At 64.5% G+C, this 22269-nt stretch carries 21 protein-coding genes and 1 tRNA gene; 9 read left to right on the top strand and 13 right to left on the bottom strand.

Annotated elements, in window-relative coordinates:
- The first annotated feature begins 18 nt into the window (after positions 1-18).
- The 4 genes from LRH25_RS04955 to LRH25_RS04940 all read left to right on the top strand — a co-directional run bounded on the left by LRH25_RS04955 (position 19) and on the right by LRH25_RS04940 (position 5042).
- On the top strand, positions 19-2298 hold the full coding sequence (locus LRH25_RS04955; RefSeq protein ID WP_141285799.1) for a sensor histidine kinase: 2280 nt from the start codon (positions 19-21) through the stop codon (positions 2296-2298).
- Positions 2299-2316: 18 nt separating this feature from the next.
- A complete protein-coding gene (locus LRH25_RS04950; protein ID WP_141285797.1) occupies positions 2317-3012 on the top strand; it encodes a response regulator in 696 nt (231 codons plus the stop codon).
- A gap of 70 nt (positions 3013-3082) precedes the next feature.
- Positions 3083-3158 (top strand) — tRNA-Phe (locus tag LRH25_RS04945).
- A 159-nt stretch (positions 3159-3317) separates the two neighbouring features.
- Positions 3318-5042 (top strand): site-specific integrase, encoded by a 1725-nt coding sequence (locus tag LRH25_RS04940; RefSeq protein WP_141285795.1) that lies wholly within the window; start codon positions 3318-3320, stop codon positions 5040-5042.
- A gap of 513 nt (positions 5043-5555) precedes the next feature.
- On the opposite strand, the gene LRH25_RS04935 is transcribed toward LRH25_RS04940, so the two are convergent.
- Both LRH25_RS04935 and LRH25_RS04930 read right to left on the bottom strand, forming a co-directional pair.
- Positions 5556-6017: a hypothetical protein gene (locus LRH25_RS04935; protein ID WP_141285793.1), complete on the bottom strand. Its 462-nt coding sequence runs from the start codon at positions 6015-6017 to the stop codon at positions 5556-5558.
- A 57-nt stretch (positions 6018-6074) separates the two neighbouring features.
- Complete coding sequence (locus tag LRH25_RS04930; protein WP_141285791.1) at positions 6075-6368, bottom strand: hypothetical protein; 294 nt, start codon at positions 6366-6368, stop codon at positions 6075-6077.
- A 110-nt stretch (positions 6369-6478) separates the two neighbouring features.
- On the opposite strand from LRH25_RS04930, the gene LRH25_RS04925 reads away from it, so the two are divergent.
- The 3 genes from LRH25_RS04925 (at position 6479) to LRH25_RS04915 (ending at position 8362) form a co-directional block, all read left to right on the top strand.
- Entirely contained in the window at positions 6479-6772 is a 294-nt protein-coding gene (locus tag LRH25_RS04925; protein ID WP_375140559.1) for a helix-turn-helix domain-containing protein, read from the top strand.
- A gap of 106 nt (positions 6773-6878) precedes the next feature.
- Positions 6879-7745, top strand: a complete 867-nt coding sequence (locus LRH25_RS04920; protein WP_141285789.1) for a hypothetical protein — start codon at positions 6879-6881, stop codon at positions 7743-7745.
- Positions 7742-8362, top strand: a complete 621-nt coding sequence (locus LRH25_RS04915; protein ID WP_141285787.1) for an alpha-ketoglutarate-dependent dioxygenase AlkB family protein — start codon at positions 7742-7744, stop codon at positions 8360-8362. The genes LRH25_RS04920 and LRH25_RS04915 overlap by 4 nt, the downstream gene beginning before the upstream one ends.
- A 233-nt stretch (positions 8363-8595) precedes the next feature.
- On the opposite strand, the gene LRH25_RS04910 is transcribed toward LRH25_RS04915, so the two are convergent.
- The 10 genes from LRH25_RS04910 to LRH25_RS04865 all read right to left on the bottom strand — a co-directional run bounded on the left by LRH25_RS04910 (position 8596) and on the right by LRH25_RS04865 (position 17625).
- Positions 8596-9945, bottom strand: coding sequence for a type II toxin-antitoxin system HipA family toxin (locus tag LRH25_RS04910; protein WP_170200754.1), 1350 nt, complete (start codon positions 9943-9945; stop codon positions 8596-8598).
- Positions 9946-9947: 2 nt separating this feature from the next.
- Entirely contained in the window at positions 9948-10226 is a 279-nt protein-coding gene (locus LRH25_RS04905) for a helix-turn-helix domain-containing protein (protein ID WP_141285783.1), read from the bottom strand.
- A gap of 237 nt (positions 10227-10463) precedes the next feature.
- Positions 10464-11867: a HipA domain-containing protein gene (locus LRH25_RS04900; RefSeq protein ID WP_141285781.1), complete on the bottom strand. Its 1404-nt coding sequence runs from the start codon at positions 11865-11867 to the stop codon at positions 10464-10466.
- The gene (locus LRH25_RS04895) at positions 11864-12160 is read right to left on the bottom strand and encodes a helix-turn-helix domain-containing protein (RefSeq protein ID WP_141285779.1); all 297 of its coding nucleotides are present in this window, start codon (positions 12158-12160) and stop codon (positions 11864-11866) included. Before LRH25_RS04895 ends, LRH25_RS04900 begins: the two co-directional genes overlap by 4 nt.
- Positions 12161-12420: 260 nt before the next feature.
- The gene (locus LRH25_RS04890) at positions 12421-12705 is read right to left on the bottom strand and encodes a hypothetical protein (protein WP_141285777.1); all 285 of its coding nucleotides are present in this window, start codon (positions 12703-12705) and stop codon (positions 12421-12423) included.
- A gap of 79 nt (positions 12706-12784) precedes the next feature.
- The gene (locus tag LRH25_RS04885) at positions 12785-14182 is read right to left on the bottom strand and encodes an RNA-directed DNA polymerase (RefSeq protein WP_141285775.1); all 1398 of its coding nucleotides are present in this window, start codon (positions 14180-14182) and stop codon (positions 12785-12787) included.
- Positions 14179-15255 carry a hypothetical protein gene (locus tag LRH25_RS04880; protein WP_141285773.1) on the bottom strand — a complete coding sequence of 359 codons (1077 nt, stop codon included), beginning with the start codon at positions 15253-15255 and terminating at the stop codon, positions 14179-14181. Before LRH25_RS04880 ends, LRH25_RS04885 begins: the two co-directional genes overlap by 4 nt.
- 63 nt (positions 15256-15318) lie before the next feature.
- Complete coding sequence (locus tag LRH25_RS04875; protein ID WP_141285771.1) at positions 15319-16008, bottom strand: response regulator transcription factor; 690 nt, start codon at positions 16006-16008, stop codon at positions 15319-15321.
- Positions 16009-16126: 118 nt separating this feature from the next.
- On the bottom strand, positions 16127-16774 hold the full coding sequence (locus LRH25_RS04870; RefSeq protein ID WP_141285769.1) for a response regulator: 648 nt from the start codon (positions 16772-16774) through the stop codon (positions 16127-16129).
- The gene (locus tag LRH25_RS04865) at positions 16771-17625 is read right to left on the bottom strand and encodes a sensor histidine kinase (RefSeq protein ID WP_231010279.1); all 855 of its coding nucleotides are present in this window, start codon (positions 17623-17625) and stop codon (positions 16771-16773) included. Before LRH25_RS04865 ends, LRH25_RS04870 begins: the two co-directional genes overlap by 4 nt.
- A gap of 324 nt (positions 17626-17949) precedes the next feature.
- Here LRH25_RS04865 and LRH25_RS04860 point away from each other — a divergent pair, with 324 nt between their 5' ends.
- Together LRH25_RS04860 and LRH25_RS04855 are read left to right on the top strand one after the other, a co-directional pair.
- Positions 17950-18489 (top strand): Dps family protein, encoded by a 540-nt coding sequence (locus tag LRH25_RS04860; RefSeq protein WP_141291522.1) that lies wholly within the window; start codon positions 17950-17952, stop codon positions 18487-18489.
- A gap of 206 nt (positions 18490-18695) precedes the next feature.
- Positions 18696-21818, top strand: a complete 3123-nt coding sequence (locus LRH25_RS04855; protein ID WP_231010278.1) for a sensor histidine kinase — start codon at positions 18696-18698, stop codon at positions 21816-21818.
- Here the strand turns inward: LRH25_RS04855 and LRH25_RS04850 are convergent.
- Positions 21815-22216 (bottom strand): hypothetical protein, encoded by a 402-nt coding sequence (locus tag LRH25_RS04850; protein ID WP_231010277.1) that lies wholly within the window; start codon positions 22214-22216, stop codon positions 21815-21817. The two genes, LRH25_RS04855 and LRH25_RS04850, sit on opposite strands and share 4 nt — an antisense overlap.
- Positions 22217-22269 lie beyond the last annotated feature (53 nt).

The raw sequence follows: 22269 nt of genomic DNA, 5'->3' as shown, positions 1-22269 counted from the left end.
CTTGCCACCCGACCCGCGATGAAAAACTCCGTGCGCCTGGGCTGGGGCCTTGCCACGCTGGTGGCAGCGGGCCTGGGCCTGGTGCTGGCGGTCGTGCTGTCGCTGGTGGTGCAGGGCCCGCTGGGCTACGGCGGCCACTTCGTCTGGTTGTTCTGGGTCAATGTGGGCGTGGCCGGCGTGCTGGCGCTGGTGCTGCTGGCGGCGGCCATCCGGCTGGTGTTCCGGCTCAAGGCCGGCAAGTTCGGCAGCCGGCTGCTGATCAAGCTGGCGGGCATCTTCGCGCTGGTCGGCGTGCTGCCGGGCGCACTCATCTACACCGTCAGCTACCAGTTCGTCTCCCGCAGCATCGAGGCATGGTTCGATGCCAGCGTCGAAAGCGCGCTGGACGCCGGCCTGGCGCTGGGCAAGGGCACGCTGGAAGCGCTGGCCTCGGACCTGGTCAACAAGACCCGCGCCGCGGCCGACCGGCTGGCCGAGGTGCGCAGCAGCGACCCGGCCCTGCTGCAACTGGAGCGCCTGCGCGAGCAACTGGGCGCCACGCAGGTGGCGGTCGTCAACGGCAATGGCCAGGTGCAGAGCAATGCCAGCGCCACGGCCGACCTGGGCATCGAGCGGCCGGCACCGGCACTGCTGCGCCAGGCCAAGGCGGTGCAGTCGGTCAGCCAGGTGGAGGGCCTGGAGGACGATGGCACGGCCGCCGCCGGCCTGCAGCCGGCCCAGGTTCGCGCGCTGGCGCTGATCCCGGATGCGCGCATCAAGCTCTCCGGCGAGTCCGACCGTTACCTCATGGTGCTGCAGCCGCTGCCCACCGCGCTGACCAGCAATGCGCTGATCGTGCAGGCCGCCTACCGCGAATACCAGCAGCGCCACATCGCGCGCGACGGCCTGCGCCGCATGTACATCGGCACGCTGACGCTGGCGCTGGTGCTGTCGGTCTTCGGCGCGGTGCTGCTGGCTGTCGTGCTGGGCAACCAGCTGGCGCGGCCGCTGCTGCTGCTGGCCGACGGCATGCGCCAGGTCGCGCGTGGCGACCTGACCGCCAAGCAGATCTTCACCTCCAACGACGAGATCGGCGAGCTGACACGCAACTTCGCCCACATGACCGAGCAGCTCGGCAGCGCCCGCCAGCAGGCCGACGCCAGCCTGCGCCAGCTCGAAGGCGCACGCCTGCGGCTGCAGACCATCCTCGACAGCCTGACGGCTGGCGTCATCGTGTTCGACCGCGACCACCTGATCGACACCGTGAACCCTGGCGCCACCCGCATCCTGCGCGCGCCGCTGTCCGTCTTCGTGGGCCGCGGGCTGGGCGAGGTGCCCGGCATGACCGACTTCGCCGCCGCGATCCACCAGCGCTTCGCGCAGCACCAGAGCAGCCCGGAAGACGGCGAGCGCGACCATTGGCAGGAGTCCTTCGAGCTGCGCCAGAGCGAGCGCGAAGGCGGCATCACGCTGCTGGTGCGCGGCGCGCTGCTGGTTGGCGGTGCGCGCCTGGTGGTGTTCGACGACATCACCGAGGTCGTCTCGGCGCAGCGCAGCGAGGCCTGGGCCGAGGTCGCACGCCGGCTGGCCCACGAGATCAAGAACCCGCTGACGCCGATCCAGCTCTCGGCCGAGCGCCTGCAGCACAAGCTCGAAGCCAAGCTCGAATCGCCAACCGACCAGGCCATGCTGGTGCGCTCGGTGGCCACCATCGTCAACCAGGTGCAGGCGATGAAACAGTTGGTCAATGAGTTCCGCGATTACGCGCGGCTGCCCGCGGTGCGCCTGCAGGACACCGACCTGAACGAGCTGGTCGCCGAAGTACTGGGCCTGTATGGCGACGACCAGGAGCGCGGCCGGCTGCAGGCCCGTTGCGTTCCCGCGCTGCCGCTGGTGCGGGGCGACCCGACCCAGTTGCGCCAGGTCATTCACAACCTGGTACAGAACGCCTTGCAGGCGCTGGCCGGCCGTGAAGACGGCAAGGTCTGCGTCGAGACCGAGATCGCGCGCCATGAAGACGGCCGCGTGCGGGCCGTGCGCCTGAAAGTGGCAGACAATGGCCCTGGGTTCAGCGACAAGGTGCTCAAACGTGCGTTCGAACCCTACGTCACCACCAAGAGCAAAGGCACTGGCCTGGGACTTGCGGTGGTGAAGAAAATTGCCGACGAACACGGCGCGCGCGTTCGCATCGTCAACCTGCCCCCCCAGAATGCAGGCAGCGATGCGCCGTCGGGCGCGCAGGTTTCGCTATCATTTTCCAGCTTCATTGAACAGAAGGATCCTCCAGTGAATGGCCCGGCCCACCCACCCGGCGCCTGAACGCTGTCTCGGACATCCATGGCAACGATACTTGTAGTCGACGACGAGATGGGCATCCGTGCCCTGCTGTCGGAAATCCTCACCGATGAAGGTCACGCCATCGAGCTGGCCGAAAACGCCGCTCAGGCCCGTGCGGTGCGCGAGCGCCTGCGGCCGGACCTGGTGCTGCTCGACATCTGGATGCCCGATGTCGATGGCATCACCTTGCTCAAGGAGTGGGGTGCCAGCGGCCAGCTGACCATGCCGGTGGTCATGATGAGTGGCCACGGCACGATAGACACCGCGGTCGAGGCCACCAAATACGGCGCCATCGCCTTCCTCGAAAAGCCCATCACGTTGCAAAAGCTGCTGCGTGCCGTCGAGCAGTCGCTGGCTCGCACGCCTGCACGCCCGCCGGCCCCGATGGGCGCGCCCACCGCCTACCGCGGCGAAATCGGGTTGACGGTCGAATCCGCGATGACTGGCGGCGTCGGCCTGCCCGCGCTGCCGGTGGACCTCGGCCCGCAACCCGAACAAAGCTTCGACCTCGACCGCCCGCTGCGCGAAGCCCGCGACGCCTTCGAGAAAAGCTACTTCGAATTCCACCTCGCCCGCGAGAATGGCTCGATGACCCGCGTCGCCGAAAAAACCGGCCTGGAGCGCACCCACCTCTACCGCAAGCTCAAGCAGCTTGGCGTCGACCTGACCCGCAACAAACGCGGCAGCATCGCCTGAAACCATGCTATAGTGTTTGACTTCGCTGATCGCACATCAACACGCTTGATTGCAGCACAGCAAAGTGATTGGCCTGGTAGCTCAGTTGGTAGAGCAGCGGATTGAAAATCCGCGTGTCGGTGGTTCGATTCCGCCCCAGGCCACCAGGAACGCTAAGCCCTTGATTCTTAACAGGATCAGGGGCTTTTTGCTTTCCGGCATACGCCTAACCCGCTTGGATTGGTACACCAGGCAGGTACACCGTGGCATCAATTCCCACTGCGTCTAGACTCGCTGGCACCCGCATCCCGCGTCGTCGTTCGTTCATGGCTCAGCCGTTCAAGCATCCCGCCTCCGGCATCTACTACCTGCGCCGCAAAGTGCCACCCGAATTGAGGGCGTCTCTCGGGCGTGAGTTCAAGCAGTCACTGAAGACCCGCGAGCCCGCGGAGGCCAAGGCCCGTTTTGCAGAAGCCTGGGCGCAGGCTGAGGCTGCCTTTGCTGCCGCTCGGGCTCAGCTCGCCGGAGTCGAAGCAATCGGCGTCGGCGATGCGCATCAATTGGCCGCAAGATGGTTTCGCGAGGAGCAGGCGCGCGTTGAGCGGGAAGGTGCGTTCACTGAAATGCTCGCGGAGGGCTCTAGAACGGCCTCTGGGCGTGGCGATGAGGTGGGTGAATGGGCTACCAGCTACTCCACGTTTGAAGCGGCTGCAGAGGAGGGGAATGGCCCGCCGAATGACGATTGGGCTGCGGTGGTCGCTCCCCACATTGCCAAGGCCCTCAGCAAGCACAAGTTGCCCCGACCGGCGCCCGGTAGTCGTGCAGCCGAACATCTGAGCGCAGCATTCTTGGAGCATCTGCATAAGCTCTCTGATTGGGCCATGAGCCGATACGAGGGGCGGTATTTGGCGCTCGGGCTTGGCGTGGCCCCTGTACAGCACTTGCGCTCGGAGGGACCCAAGCCGTCCATGTCGAAAGCGGTGAAGCTCATGGCACTGTTCGATGAGTACAGCACCGATAAGACCCTCAACGATGGCGACACGCGAGCAACTCGCAAGACCCTGGCGAGCTTTCAGGCGACGGTGCAGCGCTTCACAGAGTTGATGGGCGACTTGGACATCACTGCCATCAACCGCGAGGTTGTAGCCCGGTATCGTGCCGAGCTTGCTCGCTTGCCTGCCAAGGGGGAGGGGACTCGGGGACTCAATGCTTCTCAGCTGATAGCAAAGGCCGAGAAGGAGGGGCTGCCGCGTCTGTCTGAGCCGACGATCCTCAACCACATTCGAGCGGTGTCGGCGGTGCTGAGTCATGGTGTGCGGCTGCAGCGGCTTCCCGAGAACCCAATCATTGCTGGCGGCGTCGGTCGTAGTGCGGCCAAGGCTGCCACACGCCGAGTGGCCGGGATCAGGCGGCGCAAGGACTATTCGCCTGATGAACTGCGGGCCATCTTCACTAGCCCTGCCTTTACGGAGACAGATTGGGCACCGCCGCGTGCTGCGTTCGGCAAGGCTTGGTACTGGCTGCCGCTGTTGCTGTACTACACCGGAGCACGCAGGGAAGAGCTTGCGCAGCTGAAGGCATCCGATGTCAAGAAGTCGCCTGATGGCATCTGGCACCTGAACATCCTTGCGGCAGAAGACGAGGAGGACGGTAGCCGCGGGGTCAAGACTGAAGGCAGCCGGCGTCTGCTTCCGCTACACCCGGACTTGGTCAAGCGAGGGTTCCTTGACTATGCATCGTCGTTGCCGACAAAGGGGCAACTCTTCCCAGACTTGAAGCCAAGCCCTAGTGGCTACTTTGGTGCGAACTTCGGCAAACGGTGGGCGGTATACCTGAAAGAGACTGTGAAGCTGGATAGCTCAGTCAGTCCCATTCACGGATTCCGCCACACCTTCAAGACGCTATCCCGCGATGTTGGCATCCCTGAAGACGTGCATGACGCGATCACAGGCCATGCGGGAACCGGAGGCATTGCACGGGACTATGGTTCTATGACGCTGCGGCGGATGGCTGAAGAACTCGCCAAGTACCCGGAAGCTCCAACCGTCTGAACCGCCATTGCTTACACAGCAGGCGCGCGCCTAACAAGAGGAAGGCTTCTTGAAGGCCTACGCGGAGCACAGGCCCCTTTCCTGCGGGGCCTTCTTCCAAGCCTGCGGGCCTCGGGGCAGACTCAAGGACATCTGAGACTACGGAGCTTCCAGCCGGACGGCCTCTGGCAGTCGGGGGACGAGGACACTCTGGAACTCTCGAACTCTCAAGGGCTCAGGGACTTCTAGGCTTCTGCGCTACTCGCTTGGCCTCGGGCAGGCTATCAAGCTCTTAGAGGCCTTCATTAGGCTTTGCACTGGGGACAGTGCACATAGATGCGCGATGTGCTTTTATTCGATTTACTCGGTTCTCTCTGTTAGTAGGGTACCGAATTGCAGGCCCCTATTTCCGACAACCATCGGGCATGGGTTCGTCCAGGCGGGCAGGGGGGATATGGCGTCTCGATTGAGTCACATCCCCTCTCGCCTAAGTCCACAATTTTTTTGAAATTTCAGGGGCGCTGCGTATCAGCCTCAGCCTTCGGCTTGGCTTGCGTGGTATACCCTCGCTAAGCCCATTGGGTTGACTTTCTCTCCCATGAAGTCAAAGTATTCCCTTCCTCCATGCTGTCGCCCCAAGTCGAAGTCAGGGTCGCCCTGCAGATCCAGTGATTCAACGGTGAAGGGCACAGCCTTCGCCCTGCTGCCACCCATCAGGCGAACATGCCCCGCGGCGATGAGTTGGGCATAGTCTTCGCCGTCCATTATTGGAATTCCGCTGAGTTGGATCGCGGCGTCGAAGAACCCTGTGAGGTATCCGCGTGCAAATTTCTCATGCAGGAATGTTTGGTACCTGCTTGCGTCGAGGCTGCAGAAGGCCAGTTGCACGCTGAGCGTGTCTGCGGCGCCCGATATGAATCGCCCCAACACAGCGCCCGGCGACATGGCTGGCTGCTGCTTCTTCTTGAAGAGTCCGAACATTTTGCTGAAGTCCATCTGGGTGGATAAGAGTGGCTGACCTTGTTGCCCAATCGGGGGGCTTCCGTTGCCGACTCAGGCGAGCTTTCTTGTGCTCTCAGGGATGTAATCCGGAATCGGGTCTATGAAGGCGTACACCTCCTGGTCCAGTTCCTCGCAAGCGGGGCATGTTTTCTCCCGGCGCTGTTTGTTGCTCAGAGGGTTGGAGCACCGCTCGCATCTGAAGGGCATGAACGCCAAGACGATGAGCGCCATTCCGAGAGATAGAAAGCCAAGGGTCCCCCAAGCGAGAGCGCTGCGGTTCTTGCGGTAGGCCAGGCCCCCTGTAGCAATGCCAGGGATGCCGAAGAAGACGAGGTCCACGAACATGGACATTGCTGTGACGCGCATGGCTGCTCCTAAAAAAGCGGGCACAGCAAGTCTACCAATGAATCCTTTAGGTTGTAGTCCTATAGGTTGCGGATTGGTCCACTGTGCTGGTGAGCATCAACAACAAGTCAGACTTCGGCGCCGCGTTTCTGTTCGCCAGGAAGGCGCAGGGCCTCACTCAGGAGGACTTCGATGAGGTGTCCAGCCGGGTCTATGTCAGCGCGCTGGAACGAAAGATCAAGCAGCCGACCCTCCCCAAGGTTGACGAGCTAGCCGCGCGGATGGGCTTGCATCCTTTAGCGGTCCTCGCCCTCGCCTACTGTCTGCCTCTAGGCGAACGGGGGGAAATTGATCAGTTGCTGGCGATGCTGCGACAAGAGCTTCTTGCCGTTACCAAGCTCTGATTGGCTAGGTCTGTCGCCGGCTCTCTTGCAGCAAGGGTTTTCTGATTTTTCCCTCAGTGTCCTCCGTGTTCGTGGACAATCCTTGGGTACTAAAGGGAGGTTGCTGATGACGCTTTTTCAGTTGGTCAAAATCACGCTCGATGAACTCTATAAGGAGGCGGTCCAGCTATATGGGGTTAAAGTCGATGACGAGATTAAGTCCCGGTTTCTTTACCTGACAACGAGCTACACCCAGCTCTCGTCGACCACACGGGCTCCAATCGACTACAAAGATCCGGCGATTAGGTTTGCGTATGTCTATAAGTACACCGCAAGTCACGGAGACTACGTTGTTCAGTTGCTGGCGATCCTAGCGCAGGCGCTCGGTGGTAAAATTTTCCAGTCCGATGTGGGGCGAGTGAGTTGCATCGGGGGTGGGCCGGGGAGCGACGTCATAGCTGTCGTCAAGTATCTTGCCGACTCGGCTGGCAAGGAAGCTGTCAACAAGTTGATGGTCTATCTGCTCGACAAGGAGCAGGCTTGGGCGGACTCGTGGAGCGAGCTAAACATGAAGCTGTCTTCCTCAACCGTTCAGCTCCACACGGCGTTCCAGCAAATGGATGTACTCAATCCCGACTGGACGTCACAGCGCAAATTCCTTGAAGCTGACGTGTTCACCCTCAGCTACTTCGTATCTGAGGTATACGCGCTTGACGGAAGCGGTGTCGTCACCCAGTTCTGGCAGCGCTTGTTTAAGGAGGCGAAGTCGGGTGCGATCTTTCTGTACGACGACAACGGTAGCGACACCTTCAACAATTACTTTGACTACCAGTGGAAGACTGCGGGGTTGCAACTCCTCTCGCAAGAATCGAACGTTCGGTGGTACCCGCGCAGTTCAGAGCAGAAGTCCGAGCTCGCTTTCTACACCGCCAAGTTCAACGCGATTCCCAAGGTTCAGAGCACGCTGAGCTATCGCATCCTTCGCAAGCCATGACTCTTGATCTGTTCGCAAGCGAGCCGGCTCTTGAGCGTCTTCAGATCGAGGATGCGGAGATCAGTTTCGCCCGACAGATTGATCTAGGTGAGCCTACTGATGAGGTGCTGCGAGAGCTCATTGACAGCACCCCATGGCGGCAGGAGGCGGTGACTATCTACGGGAAGAAGCACCTGCAGCCTCGACTGGTCGCGTGGTATGGCGATGTTGGGCGGACTTACTCGTACTCGGGCATCTCATTGGAGCCGCTGCTCTGGACCGACACCCTCGCCAAGTTGCGGGACATCGTGCAAGACCTCGTCAATGAGCGATTCAACAGCGTTCTGTTGAACTACTACCGCGATCATCGAGATAGCATGGGCTTTCACAGCGACGATGAGAAAGAGTTGGGCCCGACTCCGGTTATTGCGTCAGTCAGCCTGGGCGCAACTCGCACTTTTGTGCTCAAGCACAAGACTCGGCCTGAGCTGAGCCCCGTCCGCTTGGAACTGCCTTCGGGAAGCCTGCTGCTGATGAAGGGGCTCACGCAGAAGAACTGGAAGCACGGCATCGACAAGCAGTCGAAGCCTTGTGGCCCACGGGTCAACCTGACGTTTCGCCGGATTGTTCCGAGATGAGCGCGTCTGAGCAGCTCGATCCCTGTCTTCGCGCCGATGACAACAGGGCTCTACTGGCGCGAGGTGGCCTGATTGATACCCTCTTTTGGTACACTTAACTCCGTTCGCTAGACTTAAAAACTCTGCCAATTCATAGGGTTAGCTTCCTGAGGTGCCGTGTCGGTGGTTCGATTCCGCCCCAGGCCACCAAATCGCAAGCCCTTGATTCCGAACGGATCAAGGGCTTTTTGCATTCAGCCTGCGAGGCGTTTCGCGGCGTCTTGCAACCCTGCAAAGATGGCGTTGGTCACCTGGGTGTCCCATCCCTGCGGCAGCCCCGCGCCGACCTTGGCGATGACCTCCGGTGTTCGCGAGACGATCTGTTCAATCAGGTAATCAATCTCCCGCCCATCTTCCGTCAGCACACCATGCCGTTTGCCGAGCGCCAGCCAGTGCCGGCGCAGGATGTCCCGCATCTTCCAGTGCGCGTTTGTTGACCGCACGGCCATGGCCATCCTGGCCTTGAGCGGTGGGAGGTTCGATGGCCCCTTGCCCGGCACCGGGTACGCTGACAGCACGTCGTACAGCGGTGTCAGTTGGTAGCGGCCGCCGGGGCGCAGGAACAGGCTGAAGTTCTTGGCGTGGCCGTCGGTGGCGCACAGCATCCAGAAGAGCAGTTGCGCCTTGAAGAAGTCGCGGCGGTCTTGTTCGCGGGTCGTCGAGCCATCGAGCACATCGAGGATGCGGTCCATGCCCGGCCCGCCGTCGGCTTCGTACTTCGCTTCGGGCGGCACGCCGGTGGCTTGGCACATGTCCTCCTGCGGCAGCCGGACGAGGCGGTTCTCCCCGGAAGGATGCGTCCACCAGGCGCGGTCGAAGCGCTCGATGACCAAGGCTTTCACGTCCTCGAACTGCAGCGGGTGACAGGTCGCAACGGGCAGCCCGAACTCGCGCAGGATCAAGGCGCACAGCCACTCGTTCTCGACCGAGTCGCGCATGTCGAGCTTCATTCCGCCGATGAGGCCCAGCGGCAGCTTGAAGATGTGCGTCGTGGGCGTGCTGCCACGCGGAAGGCACCACTGGCCGTCTCGCAGCAGCAGGGCCGTCTTCTCCTGGGCGCCGGCAATCGAGATGCGGAAGTCGTCGTCATCGCCGCCCCAGCCCATGGCATTCAGGGTCGTCGTCCCGCGCAGGACCTGGGCCACTTGCGCTTCGCTCAAGGACTCGGCCTGCAGGGGCGCGGTGCCGGTGGATCTTGTGCCCTCAGGGAGGATTTCGAGCGCACCAACGCAGTCCCGACCGATCTCGGCCAGCAACTCGAACGCCCTGGTGGATCCGGTGTTGAAGCGGCGTGCCAGCCGTTCCCGGATGTCCTTGCTGTCGGGCAGCAGGTTCTCGAAATAGGCGCGGACCTTGTCGCCACGATGCGGCGCATTGCCCGGCGTGAAAGGCAAGGACAGGGACAGCGGGCGCCCTTGCTCGGACTGGGTCCAGGCCGCGTCGTACTGGAGGGTGTCTGGCGCGTTCGGCGCGAGGCTCCAGTTGCCGACGTAGGCCCCGTTCATCCAGAGGCCCAGTGTTCGGGTGTGAGAGCGGCGCCCCATGGCTACCAAGCCGGCTTGTCGGTAGCGGTGCGCTGACCAGGTGGGTCGGGTGCCGGCGTGGGGGAGGGCTTCCCGAGCGCCAATTCGACGCCCAGGATGTTGAGCAACTTCAGCAACCGCGCGGCGCCCACCTTGTCGGCGTTGCGCTCCATCGCCGAGTAAGTCTGCTGGGAGACACCCAGGCGCAACGCAACCTCGCCCTGGGTCAGGTCGGCTTCCTTTCGGAAGGCCTGCAGCAGCGATGGCAGTTGCTCGGCGGTGCGTACGGTGAACTGGGCCATACAGTCTTTGATGCGTGAATGGAGCTTACGTGCTAAAAGCTGTATTTGCAATCTACTGCTTGTGGGCTGTTTCTGCAGATGCCTGTCCAACTGCTGGAGCCGACGGAGTTCGGCGGGCATCAGCGGCTGTCCGGTTTGCCTTCGGGGCCGGCGCTGCCAGCGTCAGTGGGGCGCAGGGGCTTTTGCTTTCCGGCGCATGCCTGACCTGCTTGAGCGGGTACAACGGGCACCAAGGCGTCACAGAAACTCTGGCTTTATCTTGGCCGACTCGGCGGCAAGCCTGGTTAAACGGGTGGCCTGTCCCACCACGAAATCTCTGAGTTGCCCTGCGAAGGCGCGCTCATCGTCGTCGATGTAGTCATCCGCCATGGCCTGTGTCGGCGCGTGCGCCATCACAAGCTTGGCCAGCCGCACGGCCTCGCGTTTGAGCAGGTTCCTGTCGAGCCCGCATCGCTTTGCAAAGTCGGCCAGCTGAAACGCACTCACCTCATTGAGCGAGAAGGCATCGCCCCAGGCCATGGCCAACTCGTGGGCGATGCCTGGGTACTGCACCACACTGACCAGGTCGTACCAAGGCGCCGGGTCCAGTCCCTCGCGGCGCACGAAGAATGAGAAGTTCTTGCCATGCGCGTCGGAGTTGCCGATGAGGAACTGGAACAAGGCCCACCTCAGCAAGGTCATGCTCGCCGCGGCCTTGTTGACGGTTTGCTCGACGCGCTCGAACAGCATTTCGAAGCTCACGCCCTCCCGGATGTTGCGCACGTGCTCGCCACTCCCCAAGTTCCGCTCGTACTTGTAGCTCTCGGGCAGGTCCGAGGCCTGGCAGGCGTCGATGATGTGCAGGCGCTTCACGGTGGGCTCGTTGGCGCCATGCGCGGCACCTTCCACGACGCCTTGAACGACAAGCCGGTCGAACCGGCGAACGACGAGTACCGGCCTTGGTGTCCGATAGATGCTGACCTCGGCGACCGGCAACTGCATGCGACTAGCCAAGGACATGCAGAAGTGTTCGTTGACGACCAGATGCGGCGTTGCCTGACGCGCAGGGTCTGGCTTGAGGATGTGGGTCGACGCCAGGGGCGGCTCGACCAGCAACAGGCGTCCTCCGTCGCTCAGCGGGCGGTCCAGGTAGACCATCAACTTGTCTTGCACGCCCGCAATCGACATGCGGACCTTGCCATCCCAAACCGCCAGCGGAATCTGGTCGCGCTCGGCGATTCGTCTGTCCAGTTCTTCGCGGGTCACTTCACGCGGCGGCTTGGCGGCGACGACGGGCGGCACTTCATCCGAGCGCCAGAAGCGGAACGCCCCGGTGGTCTCGGTCCCCAGTGCGCTGATGAGCGCGTAGATGTTCGACTTCGATACGCGGTAGGTCGTGGCCGTGATGTCGAGTGCGCGGCCTTCGGGGAGCAAGTTCTCCACAAAGCGCTTCACTGCGCCGATGGCATGGCCGTCGGCCGAGGGCTGGAAGGGCAGCGCGGGCGACAGTGGAAACGCACCCGGCGCCGCGACCCAGTCCGCGTCGTAGTCCAGTGACCACCGGTCGTTCAAGGCCTCGTAGCCGAGCGTCGCCACCTTCTGGTCATCCGCCCAGAGGGTGAGCGCATGCGGCGCAATGGGGGCGTCGGTGGCCGAGTTCATGGCTGCCCCGGAAGCTCGACTCTGGGATGCAAGACGGACTGCATCATCGGATGGTCCTTGGGGCCGAGCACGAGTGCGAGCCCCAGGCTGTCCAAGACCGCCAGCAGCTTGTCCAGTCGCACGGAACCCTTGCCGTTTTCGAGGCGGGAGAGCAGGTCGACGGAAACGCCGCTCAAGGAGGCCGCATCGTCAATGCGGAGCGACTGTGCTCGACGCCGTGCTCGGATGGCTGGGCCAAGGGTGCTCGCGTCGGTAATGTGCAGGAGCGCGGGGTCGGTGAGGCTCGAAGTCATTTCGGAATTCCCGGGATGATGGCCTCAGGTTTGCGGCCGGAGGAGGAATTTCTGGAATTCCGAAATAGTGCCATGACTCGGCTTTGGTGGCGCGGTAGTTCACTAAATTCCGAAATTCACACCGAATCCCAGACTCTGACGGCCTCGCGCCTTAAATTCCGAAACGAGCTTGCCTGGCATGCGACACCAACGCCAAGGCCGGATTGCAGGGGCGAGGCGCCGGCGGAACTCACGCCCATGGGGGCTTGAGGGGAAGCCGATCAACCTTCGGCCAAGGCGCGCAGGGCCACCGTGTAGCGCTTCCAGGTGACCGCATGCACATCAACGTCCGTCAAATGCGCCTCAGCGATCGGTCGTCCTTGCAATCGAAGCGCGATCGCCATTGGCACATGGCCCAGCCTGCTCCCGGTGACCGTTGACACCGAAAAGGCAGGTGTTCGATGCCAATCTTCCCTGGTCAAGACGACGGGGTCGAGCCTGTGCGGCAAGTTGCATGCATCAATCGCGTGGAAGCGGACGCCGGCCAGATAGAAGGACAGGTTCAATGCGTGCGCTCCGCGGGGCCCGAATGAGCCCAGGATGGTGGCGCTGCAGATCGCGATGCCGGACTGAACGACAGTTCTTCTATGCAAGGCGTCCTCCACAGCACGACGCACCCTGCCGTGCATAGTCCAAGTCATGCAATGCGCCAAGCTGGTCATCTGTGAAGCTGCTGCAGACCCCGCGAGCCCAGTTCTTCACCGTAGCGCTGACGGCGGATGCGATTGCGATGGCGTGGGCAGCCTCATTGACGTTGGCTTGCACGCGCTTGTTGTCGATTTGGCTGAGGCAGGCGTGTTTGACGTACAGCAACCAAATGGCTCGGCAGTCCTGATCTCCATTTGCGTAGGAACGCAGCAGGCTTGTGAAGAGATCCATGAAGTTGCCATCTTCACTCAGGAGTTCGCGCAACTCCGCCAGCGGACTGGACATGTAAGCTGAGTCCCTTGCGATTACTTCATTGCTCAGCATGCGCCGCAGAAGCCCGACGATGTATCTGCCCATCCCTTCGGTCAATTGGGCGTCAGGGTCGCGGACGACCTTGTTCAACAGGCCCGCCATGACTTCGGGCGTGGGCACGTCGCTCAGGACGACCGCACTGATGTAGCCGTTCTCATCGGAGGTCTTGGCCGTCTTGGTGCCGCGCGTCGCGTTCAAGTAGTCCTCGCCCGAACCGAGTTTGGTCTTTGCGATGTTGGTTAGCAGTCCGAGCTCGGCGAGATCGCGATTGATCTGGATGAGTGCGGCCTCCAGTGCACCGGTCGAGGAGCCAAAGATGCGGTAGTCGTCGACGAAGCGGATGTAGTCGCCGGCGTAACGGGCCACGATCTTGTCCACCTCGCCGAGGTAGCAATTGCCCAAGAAGAAGACGGCATCGTTTATCAAAGGAATGCCCGGCCCTGGCGAAAATGAGTTGATCAAGGACATGAGCAAGTGCGCGGCTGGCGAGGGGCCGATTCTGGCGAAAACGAATTGCGCAAATCGAGCGCGATCAATGCTACCGAAAGCATCGTGCAAATCGATCTGCAGCAGGCAATCACCCGCCCTGCAGCGCGCATCGGTTGCACCTTGAAATCTGGCCCAGGCCAACAGCTGTGGCTCGATCAGTGCCAGCAGGTCAGGGTCCCGGTTGTAGCGGTAGCTGTGGACGCGTGGATCAAGGCACCCGGCCGCAAGGGCGGGCGCTAACGCCGACACGCATGTCTGCAGCATGATCTGCTCGTTGACCGATGGCTGGCTCCAAATTTTCAGTTGCCCTGAACGCTTGGGGACCGGGATGCTGAATGGTTTGGGAACCACCAGACCTCGTGAGAGATCCCTCAGGCGCCTGACGATGGCTTGTTCGCGCTCGCCGTAGTCGATCACGAGAGGATCGACCCAAGGTGGCAATGCGTTGCTGTACGAGACCACGTCAAATGCCAGCCGAATGCCGAGTTGCACCGGCAACCCATCGAGGGCCGTGAGGCGGCGATTGGCAGTCACGGCGCAGAGGCGCCGAAGATGTCCTTCGGGTTCCACGTGACGACCATCGGGTAGACGAGTGCGGCAACGGTCAGGACGAACAGGTTGGCCGGCAACTCGACCGAGGGATATGTGGCAGCGACCGATCTGATGGCGGCATTCACTGCCAAGCCAATGCCGCCAAAGAAGAACGTGATGACCAAGAAGGTCTTGGTGCCCAAATGCACCTTGCGGGATGAAGCCCACAGGGCGACCGCGATGAACAACAGCAAGGTGCGAATGTCGTGGTGAACAAGAGATGTTCGTTGTTTGCCCAGGGAAAACGCGTCTTGCCAGGACAGGTTGATGGATTGAGCAGCGCCTTCGATCTCGAACGACGGCCACCGTTTGTACAGAGACAGGTCGATGCGTGAAGGGCGAGAAGATTGCGGAAGTGTGGAGAAGAAGGATTTGTAGAAGTCCCCGATCTCGAGCTCCTGCCGTTTGTTCCAGGTCGTTCCGATGGCCGGAATGAAAAGGTTTTCAATGCCGTCGTCGCCTGCCTTCAAAACGAGTTTTGGCAGAACCTTGTCCAAAGCGTCCGTCGATACGTGTTCACCTTCCTCGAAAAGCGCGATGTAGAGGCCGAGAAATGGGAACCTCTTGTCGATTTCCGGGCCAGGGGGCACTCTGAAGGCGATCACTTCACCTGCAGCGTGCTTCCGCCCGAGCAACGTGAGCAGCGCCTGTGCATCTTGCGGCGAAACCTGCTGCAGCTTAAGAAGAACCGCGCGCGCCAGTGCGGCAGGCTTGATTTTCCCGTTGTCGACAAAAGCCGAAATCGCCAGACCGGTTTCTCTTTTGTCCCAGTCGCCGAGAGGCAGCGCTTCTTCGAAATCGTCAATCGACACCAAGACCTCGTGGCCTTTGAGGGTACCCATCAGGTAGGGAGGATCGGCGAGCAGATCGTTCACGTTGACTTGGCCGACCACCAAACGAGTTTCGAAGAGTTGCGGCGCCAGGCAAACGTCTATCGTCAGGACAAGCAGGGGCAACGAGATCCAAAAAGTGGTTGCCCACCGATCCTTGCGAGAACTGCCAGTGGGGCTTGGCATCGAAGACCCTCCAGGTGGCCGACGGACGAAAAGGGCCGTGCGCGTCCAGCTTCAGGCTTCTCCTCAGGCCGCCATGATCCGATGTGGGGTAGCCTGTCGCGTCGGCATGAACGCCGGCACACGCCACGCGCCGGTGTCCGCCGAAGCCACCGTCGGTTCCGGCAGCAAGCCGCGGGCGATGGCGATGTTGGCGGCTTCGGTGCGGGTGCTGGCGTCGAGCTTGGCCAGGATGGCGCGCACGTGGGCTTTGACGGTGCCGGCGGCGATGGCCAGGCGGTTGCCGATGGTCTTGTTGCAGCAGCCCTGGGCCAGCAGGGTCAGCACGTCGTGTTCGCGCGAGGTGAGGGCTTCGGTGCTGAGGCTGTTGGCCAGTTCCTGAGCAGCGACCGGGCAGAGGTAGCGCCGGCCTTGGGCCGCGGCGCGCACGGCGCATTGCAGCTCGGCCAGGCTGCAGCCGCTGGCGACATAGCCGAGCACGCCTTTCTCCATCGCCCGCTGGATCTCGAATTCGCGCGGCTTGCCGGCCATGGCGACGATGCCGGCGCGGCCGGGATTGTCGAGCTGCATGGCGGCTTGGTGGTCGCAGACGATCACGCGTGCGCCGCGGCCGTGTTCGATCTGCGCGGAGCCCGTGGTGTCCACCGACACCTCGAATTCCGGCACCTGGCCCAGCGCGGACATCAGGCCCATCGCGAGGATGGGTTCGGTGTGCTTGACGATGACACGTTGGGCGAGGGCGGCGAATTGGGGCATGGCTTTTTCCTGAACAGTGATGAGATGTCTGAGTCCTTGATCAGGATCGTAGGGACTGTGTCGTCTCAAGGCTGTACACAAAAAGAGGTAGCGGTGCTCCCAAGGTGCGCAGGCGGGGTCAGGTATCCAGGTCGATGATGCCGCGGCGCAGCGCGATCATCACGGCCTGCACCCTGTCCTTGGCCTCGAGCTTGGCCAGGATGTTTTTCATGTGGACCTTGATGGTGCCTTCGGTGATGCCCATCTCGGCCGCGGCGAGCTTGTTGCGGCCGCTGTTGGCCACCATGCGCAGCACTTCGATCTCGCGTGGCGAAAGCGCTTGCTGGCCGGCGTGTGCACCGATGGCGGCGGCCATCGCCGGCGGGATGAAGTCCTGGCCCTGGTGCGCCGCGCGGATCGCGCTCAGCATCTCGCTGCGGATCATCGTCTTGAGCAGGTAGCCCTTTGCGCCTGCGCGCAGCGCCCGCACTGCCTGCGCATCGCCGCCATAGGTGGTCAGCACGACGATGCGGGCGTCCGGCGCCTCGGCTCGGATCGCGGTGATGGCCTCGATGCCGTCCATGCCGGGCATCTGCAGGTCCATCAGCGTGACGTCGGGCCGGTGCTGGCGGAAGGCGTCCACCGCGGCGTGGCCGTCGTCGGCCTGGGCGATCACGGTCATGTCGTCCTCGGCGTCCACCAGGCCGACGATACCGGTGCGCACGACCATGTGGTCATCGGCCACCAGCAGGCGGATGGGCGCAGCGGGCTGCGGGGCAGGGTTCATGGACTGTCTTTCTGGTGGTGGCTGGCGCTGTGCGCGGCGAGCCGTTTGCGCAGCCGCTGCAGCGGCGCCGCCAGCCAGCGCGGGAGGGTGTGGCGGAAGACGCGCTGCGGCCGCAGTTGCAGGCAGACCTCGGTGCCACCCGTCTCGCGGCGGCGGATGAGCAGCTGGCCGTGGATGCGCGCCGTGCGTTCCGTCATGCGGATGATGCCGCAGTGGCCGAGCCGGGCGGGGCCGGCCAGTGCGAGTTCGTCGATGCCGCGGCCATCGTCGCGCACCTCGAACACCAGTGAATGTCGCCGGTGGCGAACTTCAAGCTCGACTGTGCCTGCGCGCGCATGCCGGCAGGCATTGGCCAGGGCCTCGCGGGCGATGTAGAAGACCTCGCGGCGCATGGCCGGGCGCAGCGGCGGCAGGCGTGGGTCGCCGTGGAAGCTGAACTGCACGCCGTGGCGCAGCGCGAGGTCCGCGCCCAGGCGCACCAGGGCCTGGACCAGGTCCGGCTCGTCGGCGCCGAGGTCGCCCAGCTCGGGTAGCCGGTCGCGTGCGCCGGCAATGATGGCGTCGGCGTCGTCGAGCAAAGCCTCCAGCTGGTGGCGCGGGGCCTCGGCCGGCGGCAGGCGGCTGGCGATGACCTGCAGGTTCAGCACCAGGCCCTGCGTGCTCTGCAACAGGTCGTCGTAAAGCGCCAGGGCGACCCGGTCGCGCTCGCGCAGCCTGTCCTCGGTGCGGGCGCGCCTGCGCCGGTTCCGCTGCCGGACGTGCCAGGCCCAGGCCAGGCCGACCACGGCCAGCACCACGGCGCTCCATGCCAGCAGTTGCACGCTGGCCGGCGCATCGCGGGGGGCGGACAAGGGCGCAGTCTGCATGGCAGCACCAAAGGCCTGGCCAGGCAGCAGGGCGCAAGCGACCAGGCGCTGGGAAAGCCGTGGTCGGGGCGATCGGGATCGGCTCGCCGGACCGTGTCTTTCTTGGGGCATGGAAATGGAGGTCGCAGGATGTGGCCACTGTAGGCAGCCGTGCCGGAAAAGCGATATCCAAAAAGAGGTAGGGCCGTGAGGCCCTGGCCAGATGGCAGAGGCCGCGCTGTCCCGGATGGGTGAACGGGGCTCGGCTGCCCGCCCGATGCCGCCGCGGCGCGCCGGCCCTCCAATGGGCTTCTCGCAGAAAGGATCCACATGTCCCACCCCCTCACGCCCGAAACCGCACCAGTGTCCCAAGCCTTTGGCAGCCTCGCAGACGTGCGCATCGGCCTGTCGGCCGACGTACGCCATGCCAGCGTGGCCGCGCTCAATCGCCTGCTGGCGCACACCATGGCCTTGCGCGACCTGTACAAGAAGTCGCACTGGCAGACCGCCGGCCTGGTCTTCTTCGAACTGCACCAGCTGTTCGACAAGCACTACGAAGAGCAGGTCGTGCTGATGGACGCACTCGCAGAGCGCGTGCAGACCCTGGGCGGCGTGGCGCATGCGCTGGCCGGTGATGTGGTCAGCGAGTCGCGCCTGTCGCGTGCGCCGCGTGGCATCGAGACCGCGCACCATCAGCTCGAACGACTGCTGGATGCGCACGAGTTCGTGCTCGGCGAGGCTCGGCCGCTGGCGCGCGCCGCGGCCGAGCTGGGCGATGACGGCACCAACGACCTGATCGTCAGCCAGTTGATCCGGCTGCACGAGCTGCAGAGCTGGTTCGTCTGGCGCCACATCTCGCGGCCGGCCTGAGTTGCGCGGCTTCCCCGGCGAAAAGCGCGGTCGCCGGGGCGCAACAGTGACAGCCGAAGGGAGGGGTTGAGCCTCTCCCGTTTGGGCGATGTGGGCCTGCTGCAGGTGGGGGGCGCGACGCTCGCTGCGCGTGGGTTTGACTATGCTGCCGGCTGCCTCCCGTGGCCCTGGCCGCGGACCGTCACCCTGCCGTTGCCGCGCCTCCCATGTTGTTGGTCTTGCTGCGGTCGCCCGGCCGCCGTGCGACTGCCCGATTTGCGCTGTTGTGCCTGGCCTGGCTGCTCGCCTGTGTGGCCTGCGTCGTGCAGGCCCAGCCGGCAGACACTGCCGGTTTCGACGACCTCGGCCACACGATGTACACGCCGCGCCAGGGGGCGCCGGGCAACGTCAATGCGCTGGCCCAGACACCCGACGGTTTCCTCTGGCTGGGCACCTCCGAAGGCCTGTTCCGCTTCGACGGCCAGCGCTTCCTGCCGTACCGCGCGCCCGGTGGCCAGGCGCTGCCGGACGCCGACGTGATGAACCTGCTGGCCCTGCCTTCGGGCGAACTGTGGGCTGGCACACGCTTCGGCAACGTCTATGCCATTCGCGATGGCCAACTGAAGCAATACGGCCCGGCCTCCGGGCTGCCTGCGCATTCGATCTTCGGCCTCGCCACGGATCCACGCGGCCGCATCTGGGCCGCCACCAGCTTTGGCGTGTTCTACCTGGACGGTGAACGCTGGCACGAAGTGAAGGCGGCCAACGGCGCGACCTTGCAGGTGCTGGGCTTCCGTGCCTTCCTGGCTGATGGCGAGGGCCGACTCTGGGCCGTGGCCTCGGAGGCCGGGGTGTTTTCCCTCGAACCCGGCGCCAACGCCTTCGTCAAGCAGCGAGCGGCCAGCGAAGTCAGCGGCAACCTGCTGCTGGACAAGACCGGCGCCGCATGGATTGCCGACGACATGGGCGTGGCCGCGTTGAGCGGCCCACCACGCGGCATTGCGCAGCGCTCGCTGGCGCGCCTGGGCAGTGGCCGGCAGGCGACCTCGGTGCTGCGCTTCCTGGACGGCGACAGCGTGCTCTGGGGCCACAGCGACGGCCGCCTGCTGCGCCTGCCATGCGCCGCCTGTGCGGGCGACGGCACGCCGGGCCCGCTGGCGCTGAAGCGATGGCCGCGCGACCGCGAGCTGAGCGGCAGCCAGTTCCTCAGCTTCTTCGAGGACCGCGAAGGCAACCTGTGGATTGGCACCAATGGCGGGCTGGACCGCTTCCGCCCGCACAAGTTCAAGCGCGCGCTGGCCGATGGCATGCCGCTGGCGGACGTGGCCATCGCGACCGGCCCGGATGGCCGCCTGATGGCCGGCACACACGCCTCGGGCCTGTTCAGCACCGGCGCGGCCGGCACCCTCCGCGAGCCGTTTGGCAAGGCCGACGACAACTTCATCACCAGCCTCTACCGCGCCCGAGACGGCACGCTGTGGGTGGGCGGCGACGGCGAGTTGCATCGCAGCGGCCCGCGTGGCTACGAGCGCGAGCCCTTCCTGGCCGCGGGTGAGAACTACGAAGTCCAGGCCATGGCCGAGGACCGCGATGGTGGCTTCTGGGTCTCGGCCGCGCTGAGCGGGCTGTACCGCCGGAAGGACGGCCGATGGCTGCGCAATGGCGGGCTGGCCGGGCTGCCGGACCAGCCGCCGCTGTCGCTGGCGTCCGACGAAGGGCAGGGCCTGTGGCTGGGCTATCCCGGCAGCGAGGTGGCGCAGCTGCAGGGCGGCCGCGTGCGGCGCTGGGGCGCGGCCGACGGTCTGGCGGTCGGCAACGTGCTGGCCTTTTTGCAGGATGGCCCGGGCACCTGGGTGGCCGGCGCAACCGGCCTGGCGCTGTACCAGGCAGGGCGTTTCCGCATGGTCACCAGCGCCAGCGGCGAGCCCATTGCGGGCGTCTCGGGCCTGGTGCACAGCGCCGATGGTGAGCTGTGGCTGAACGCTGCTTCGGGTGTGATGCGCGTGTCGGCTGACGCACTGAGGCGTGTGGCCGCGGGCGGCGGCAGTGTTGCGCTGGAAGCCGAGACCTTCGGCGCGCATGCCGGTGTCGAAGGTCTGCCGGAGAACCTGCGGCCCATGCCCACGGCCGCCGAAACGCCGGACGGCCGACTCTGGTTTGCGACCACCAGCGGGCTGTTCTGGATCGAGCCGCGCCACATCCCGCGCAACCGCGTGGCGCCGCAGGTGCATGTGCTGGCGCTGGCGGCCGACGGCCAGACGCAGGCGCTGCAAGCCAAGCTGTCCCTGGCCGCCGGTACGCACACGCTGCAGATCGACTACACGGCCACCAGCCTCAGCGTGCCCGAGCTGGTGCGCTTCCGCTACCGGCTCGACGGCGTGGACGCCGACTGGCAGGTCGCCGGTGCGAGGCGCCAGGCCTTCTACACCAACCTGCAGCCCGGCCGCTACCAGTTCCACGTGGCCGCGACCAACGAGGACGGCGTGCCGGCTGCGACGGATGCCACCGTCAGCTTCGAGATCCCGCCCAGCTTCTGGCAGACCGGTTGGTTCATGGCGCTGTGTGCACTGGCCGTGGCACTGATGGCCTGGAGCCTGTACCGCCTGCGGCTGGGCACGCTGACGCGCCGGGTCCGCATGCGTTTCGAGGAGCGGTTGCGCGAGCGCGAGCGCATTGCCCGCGAGCTGCACGACACCTTGCTGCAAGGCACCCAAGGCCTGGTGCTGAGCTTCCAGCTCGCGGCCGGCAAGCTGCCGCGCACCGACCCGCGGCGCCAGGAGATGGAAACCATCCTGGACCGCGCCGACCTTGTCGTTGCCGAGGCGCGCGACCGGGTGCACGACCTGCGCAACCCGGACCCGTCCGAACAGGACCTGGTGTGCGCGCTGACGGCCGTTGGCGAAGACCTGGCGGCGGCCAGTGCGGCCAGCGCCGTGCGCTTCGAGGTGCAGGCCGACGAGGCCTTGCCGGCGCTGCGCCCCGAGATGCTGGGCGAGGCTTTCATGGCGGGCCGAGAGGCGCTTACCAATGCCTTCCGCCATGCCCAGGCCAGGACGGTGCAGCTTGAGCTGCGCCACGACCTGCGCCACCTCCACCTGCGCGTGCGTGACGACGGCAAAGGCCTGGACGCCGACACGCTCGGCCGCGGCAGCCGGCCCGGCCATTGGGGACTGGTCGGCATGCGCGAGCGGGCCGAGAAATCCGGCGGGCGTTTGCACATCCGCAGCGAGGCCGGGCAGGGCACCGAGGTCTGGTTGTGCTGGCCGTGCAAGGCGGCTTTCGAGCGACCGGCGGGTTGGTGGGCGCGCCTGCGGCAGCGTTTGAATCAGCGCCAGGTCGAGCGGGTCTAGTCCTGGACTTTCAAGGCCGCCAGTGCAGCGGCATGTGCGTGGGCGAGGTCCGGCGATGCATCGAAATACATGGCGTAGCGGGTTGCGAAAGCGTCGCTGCTGTCGCGGTCCAGTCGCAGCAGTGCACGTGCACGCTCGGCCACGGCCTGCGGCGCCAGCGCGGCGTCGCCGTCGGCATCCATCGCCTCGTCCAACATCACGATCAAGCGGCTCAGCGGTTCCAGCCAGCGCATCTCGTCGGCATAGGCCATCACCTGCAGGAACTCGCCGGCGGACTGCCGGCCGTGGCGCTTTTCGTAGGCAATGCGCTCTTGCTCGACCAGCGTGCGGTGCAGGTGCAGCAAGGCCTTGCGCAACGCGGCGCAGGCCTGGGGCGATGGGGGCGAGGCAGTGGTCACGGTCGGGCTCCGGTGGGCTGTGGGGTGGGGCAAATGGATGGGGCAGCGGGGCG

This window comes from Ideonella azotifigens, assembly GCF_021043325.1.
Lineage (GTDB): Bacteria > Pseudomonadota > Gammaproteobacteria > Burkholderiales > Burkholderiaceae_C > Ideonella > Ideonella azotifigens.
Note: the sequence above shows the minus strand (reverse complement) of the source record. Positions and strands in the feature narration are given on the sequence as shown.

Excerpts from the sequence above, each read along its gene's own strand:
- LRH25_RS04880 (WP_141285773.1), bottom strand. The coding sequence starts at position 15,255 with ATGCCAAGCCCCACTGGCAGTTCTCGCAAGGATCGGTGGGCAACCACT.
- LRH25_RS04930 (WP_141285791.1), bottom strand. The coding sequence starts at position 6,368 with ATGTTCGTGGACCTCGTCTTCTTCGGCATCCCTGGCATTGCTACAGGG.
- LRH25_RS04900 (WP_141285781.1), bottom strand. The coding sequence starts at position 11,867 with ATGAACTCGGCCACCGACGCCCCCATTGCGCCGCATGCGCTCACCCTC.
- LRH25_RS04875 (WP_141285771.1), bottom strand. The coding sequence starts at position 16,008 with ATGCCCCAATTCGCCGCCCTCGCCCAACGTGTCATCGTCAAGCACACC.
- LRH25_RS04915 (WP_141285787.1), top strand. The coding sequence starts at position 7,742 with ATGACTCTTGATCTGTTCGCAAGCGAGCCGGCTCTTGAGCGTCTTCAG.
- LRH25_RS04870 (WP_141285769.1), bottom strand. The coding sequence starts at position 16,774 with ATGAACCCTGCCCCGCAGCCCGCTGCGCCCATCCGCCTGCTGGTGGCC.
- LRH25_RS04955 (WP_141285799.1), top strand. The coding sequence starts at position 19 with ATGAAAAACTCCGTGCGCCTGGGCTGGGGCCTTGCCACGCTGGTGGCA.
- LRH25_RS04935 (WP_141285793.1), bottom strand. The coding sequence starts at position 6,017 with ATGGACTTCAGCAAAATGTTCGGACTCTTCAAGAAGAAGCAGCAGCCA.
- LRH25_RS04940 (WP_141285795.1), top strand. The coding sequence starts at position 3,318 with ATGGCTCAGCCGTTCAAGCATCCCGCCTCCGGCATCTACTACCTGCGC.
- LRH25_RS04855 (WP_231010278.1), top strand. The coding sequence starts at position 18,696 with ATGTTGTTGGTCTTGCTGCGGTCGCCCGGCCGCCGTGCGACTGCCCGA.
- LRH25_RS04860 (WP_141291522.1), top strand. The coding sequence starts at position 17,950 with ATGTCCCACCCCCTCACGCCCGAAACCGCACCAGTGTCCCAAGCCTTT.
- LRH25_RS04910 (WP_170200754.1), bottom strand. The coding sequence starts at position 9,945 with ATGGGGCGCCGCTCTCACACCCGAACACTGGGCCTCTGGATGAACGGG.
- LRH25_RS04950 (WP_141285797.1), top strand. The coding sequence starts at position 2,317 with ATGGCAACGATACTTGTAGTCGACGACGAGATGGGCATCCGTGCCCTG.
- LRH25_RS04895 (WP_141285779.1), bottom strand. The coding sequence starts at position 12,160 with ATGACTTCGAGCCTCACCGACCCCGCGCTCCTGCACATTACCGACGCG.
- LRH25_RS04905 (WP_141285783.1), bottom strand. The coding sequence starts at position 10,226 with ATGGCCCAGTTCACCGTACGCACCGCCGAGCAACTGCCATCGCTGCTG.
- LRH25_RS04920 (WP_141285789.1), top strand. The coding sequence starts at position 6,879 with ATGACGCTTTTTCAGTTGGTCAAAATCACGCTCGATGAACTCTATAAG.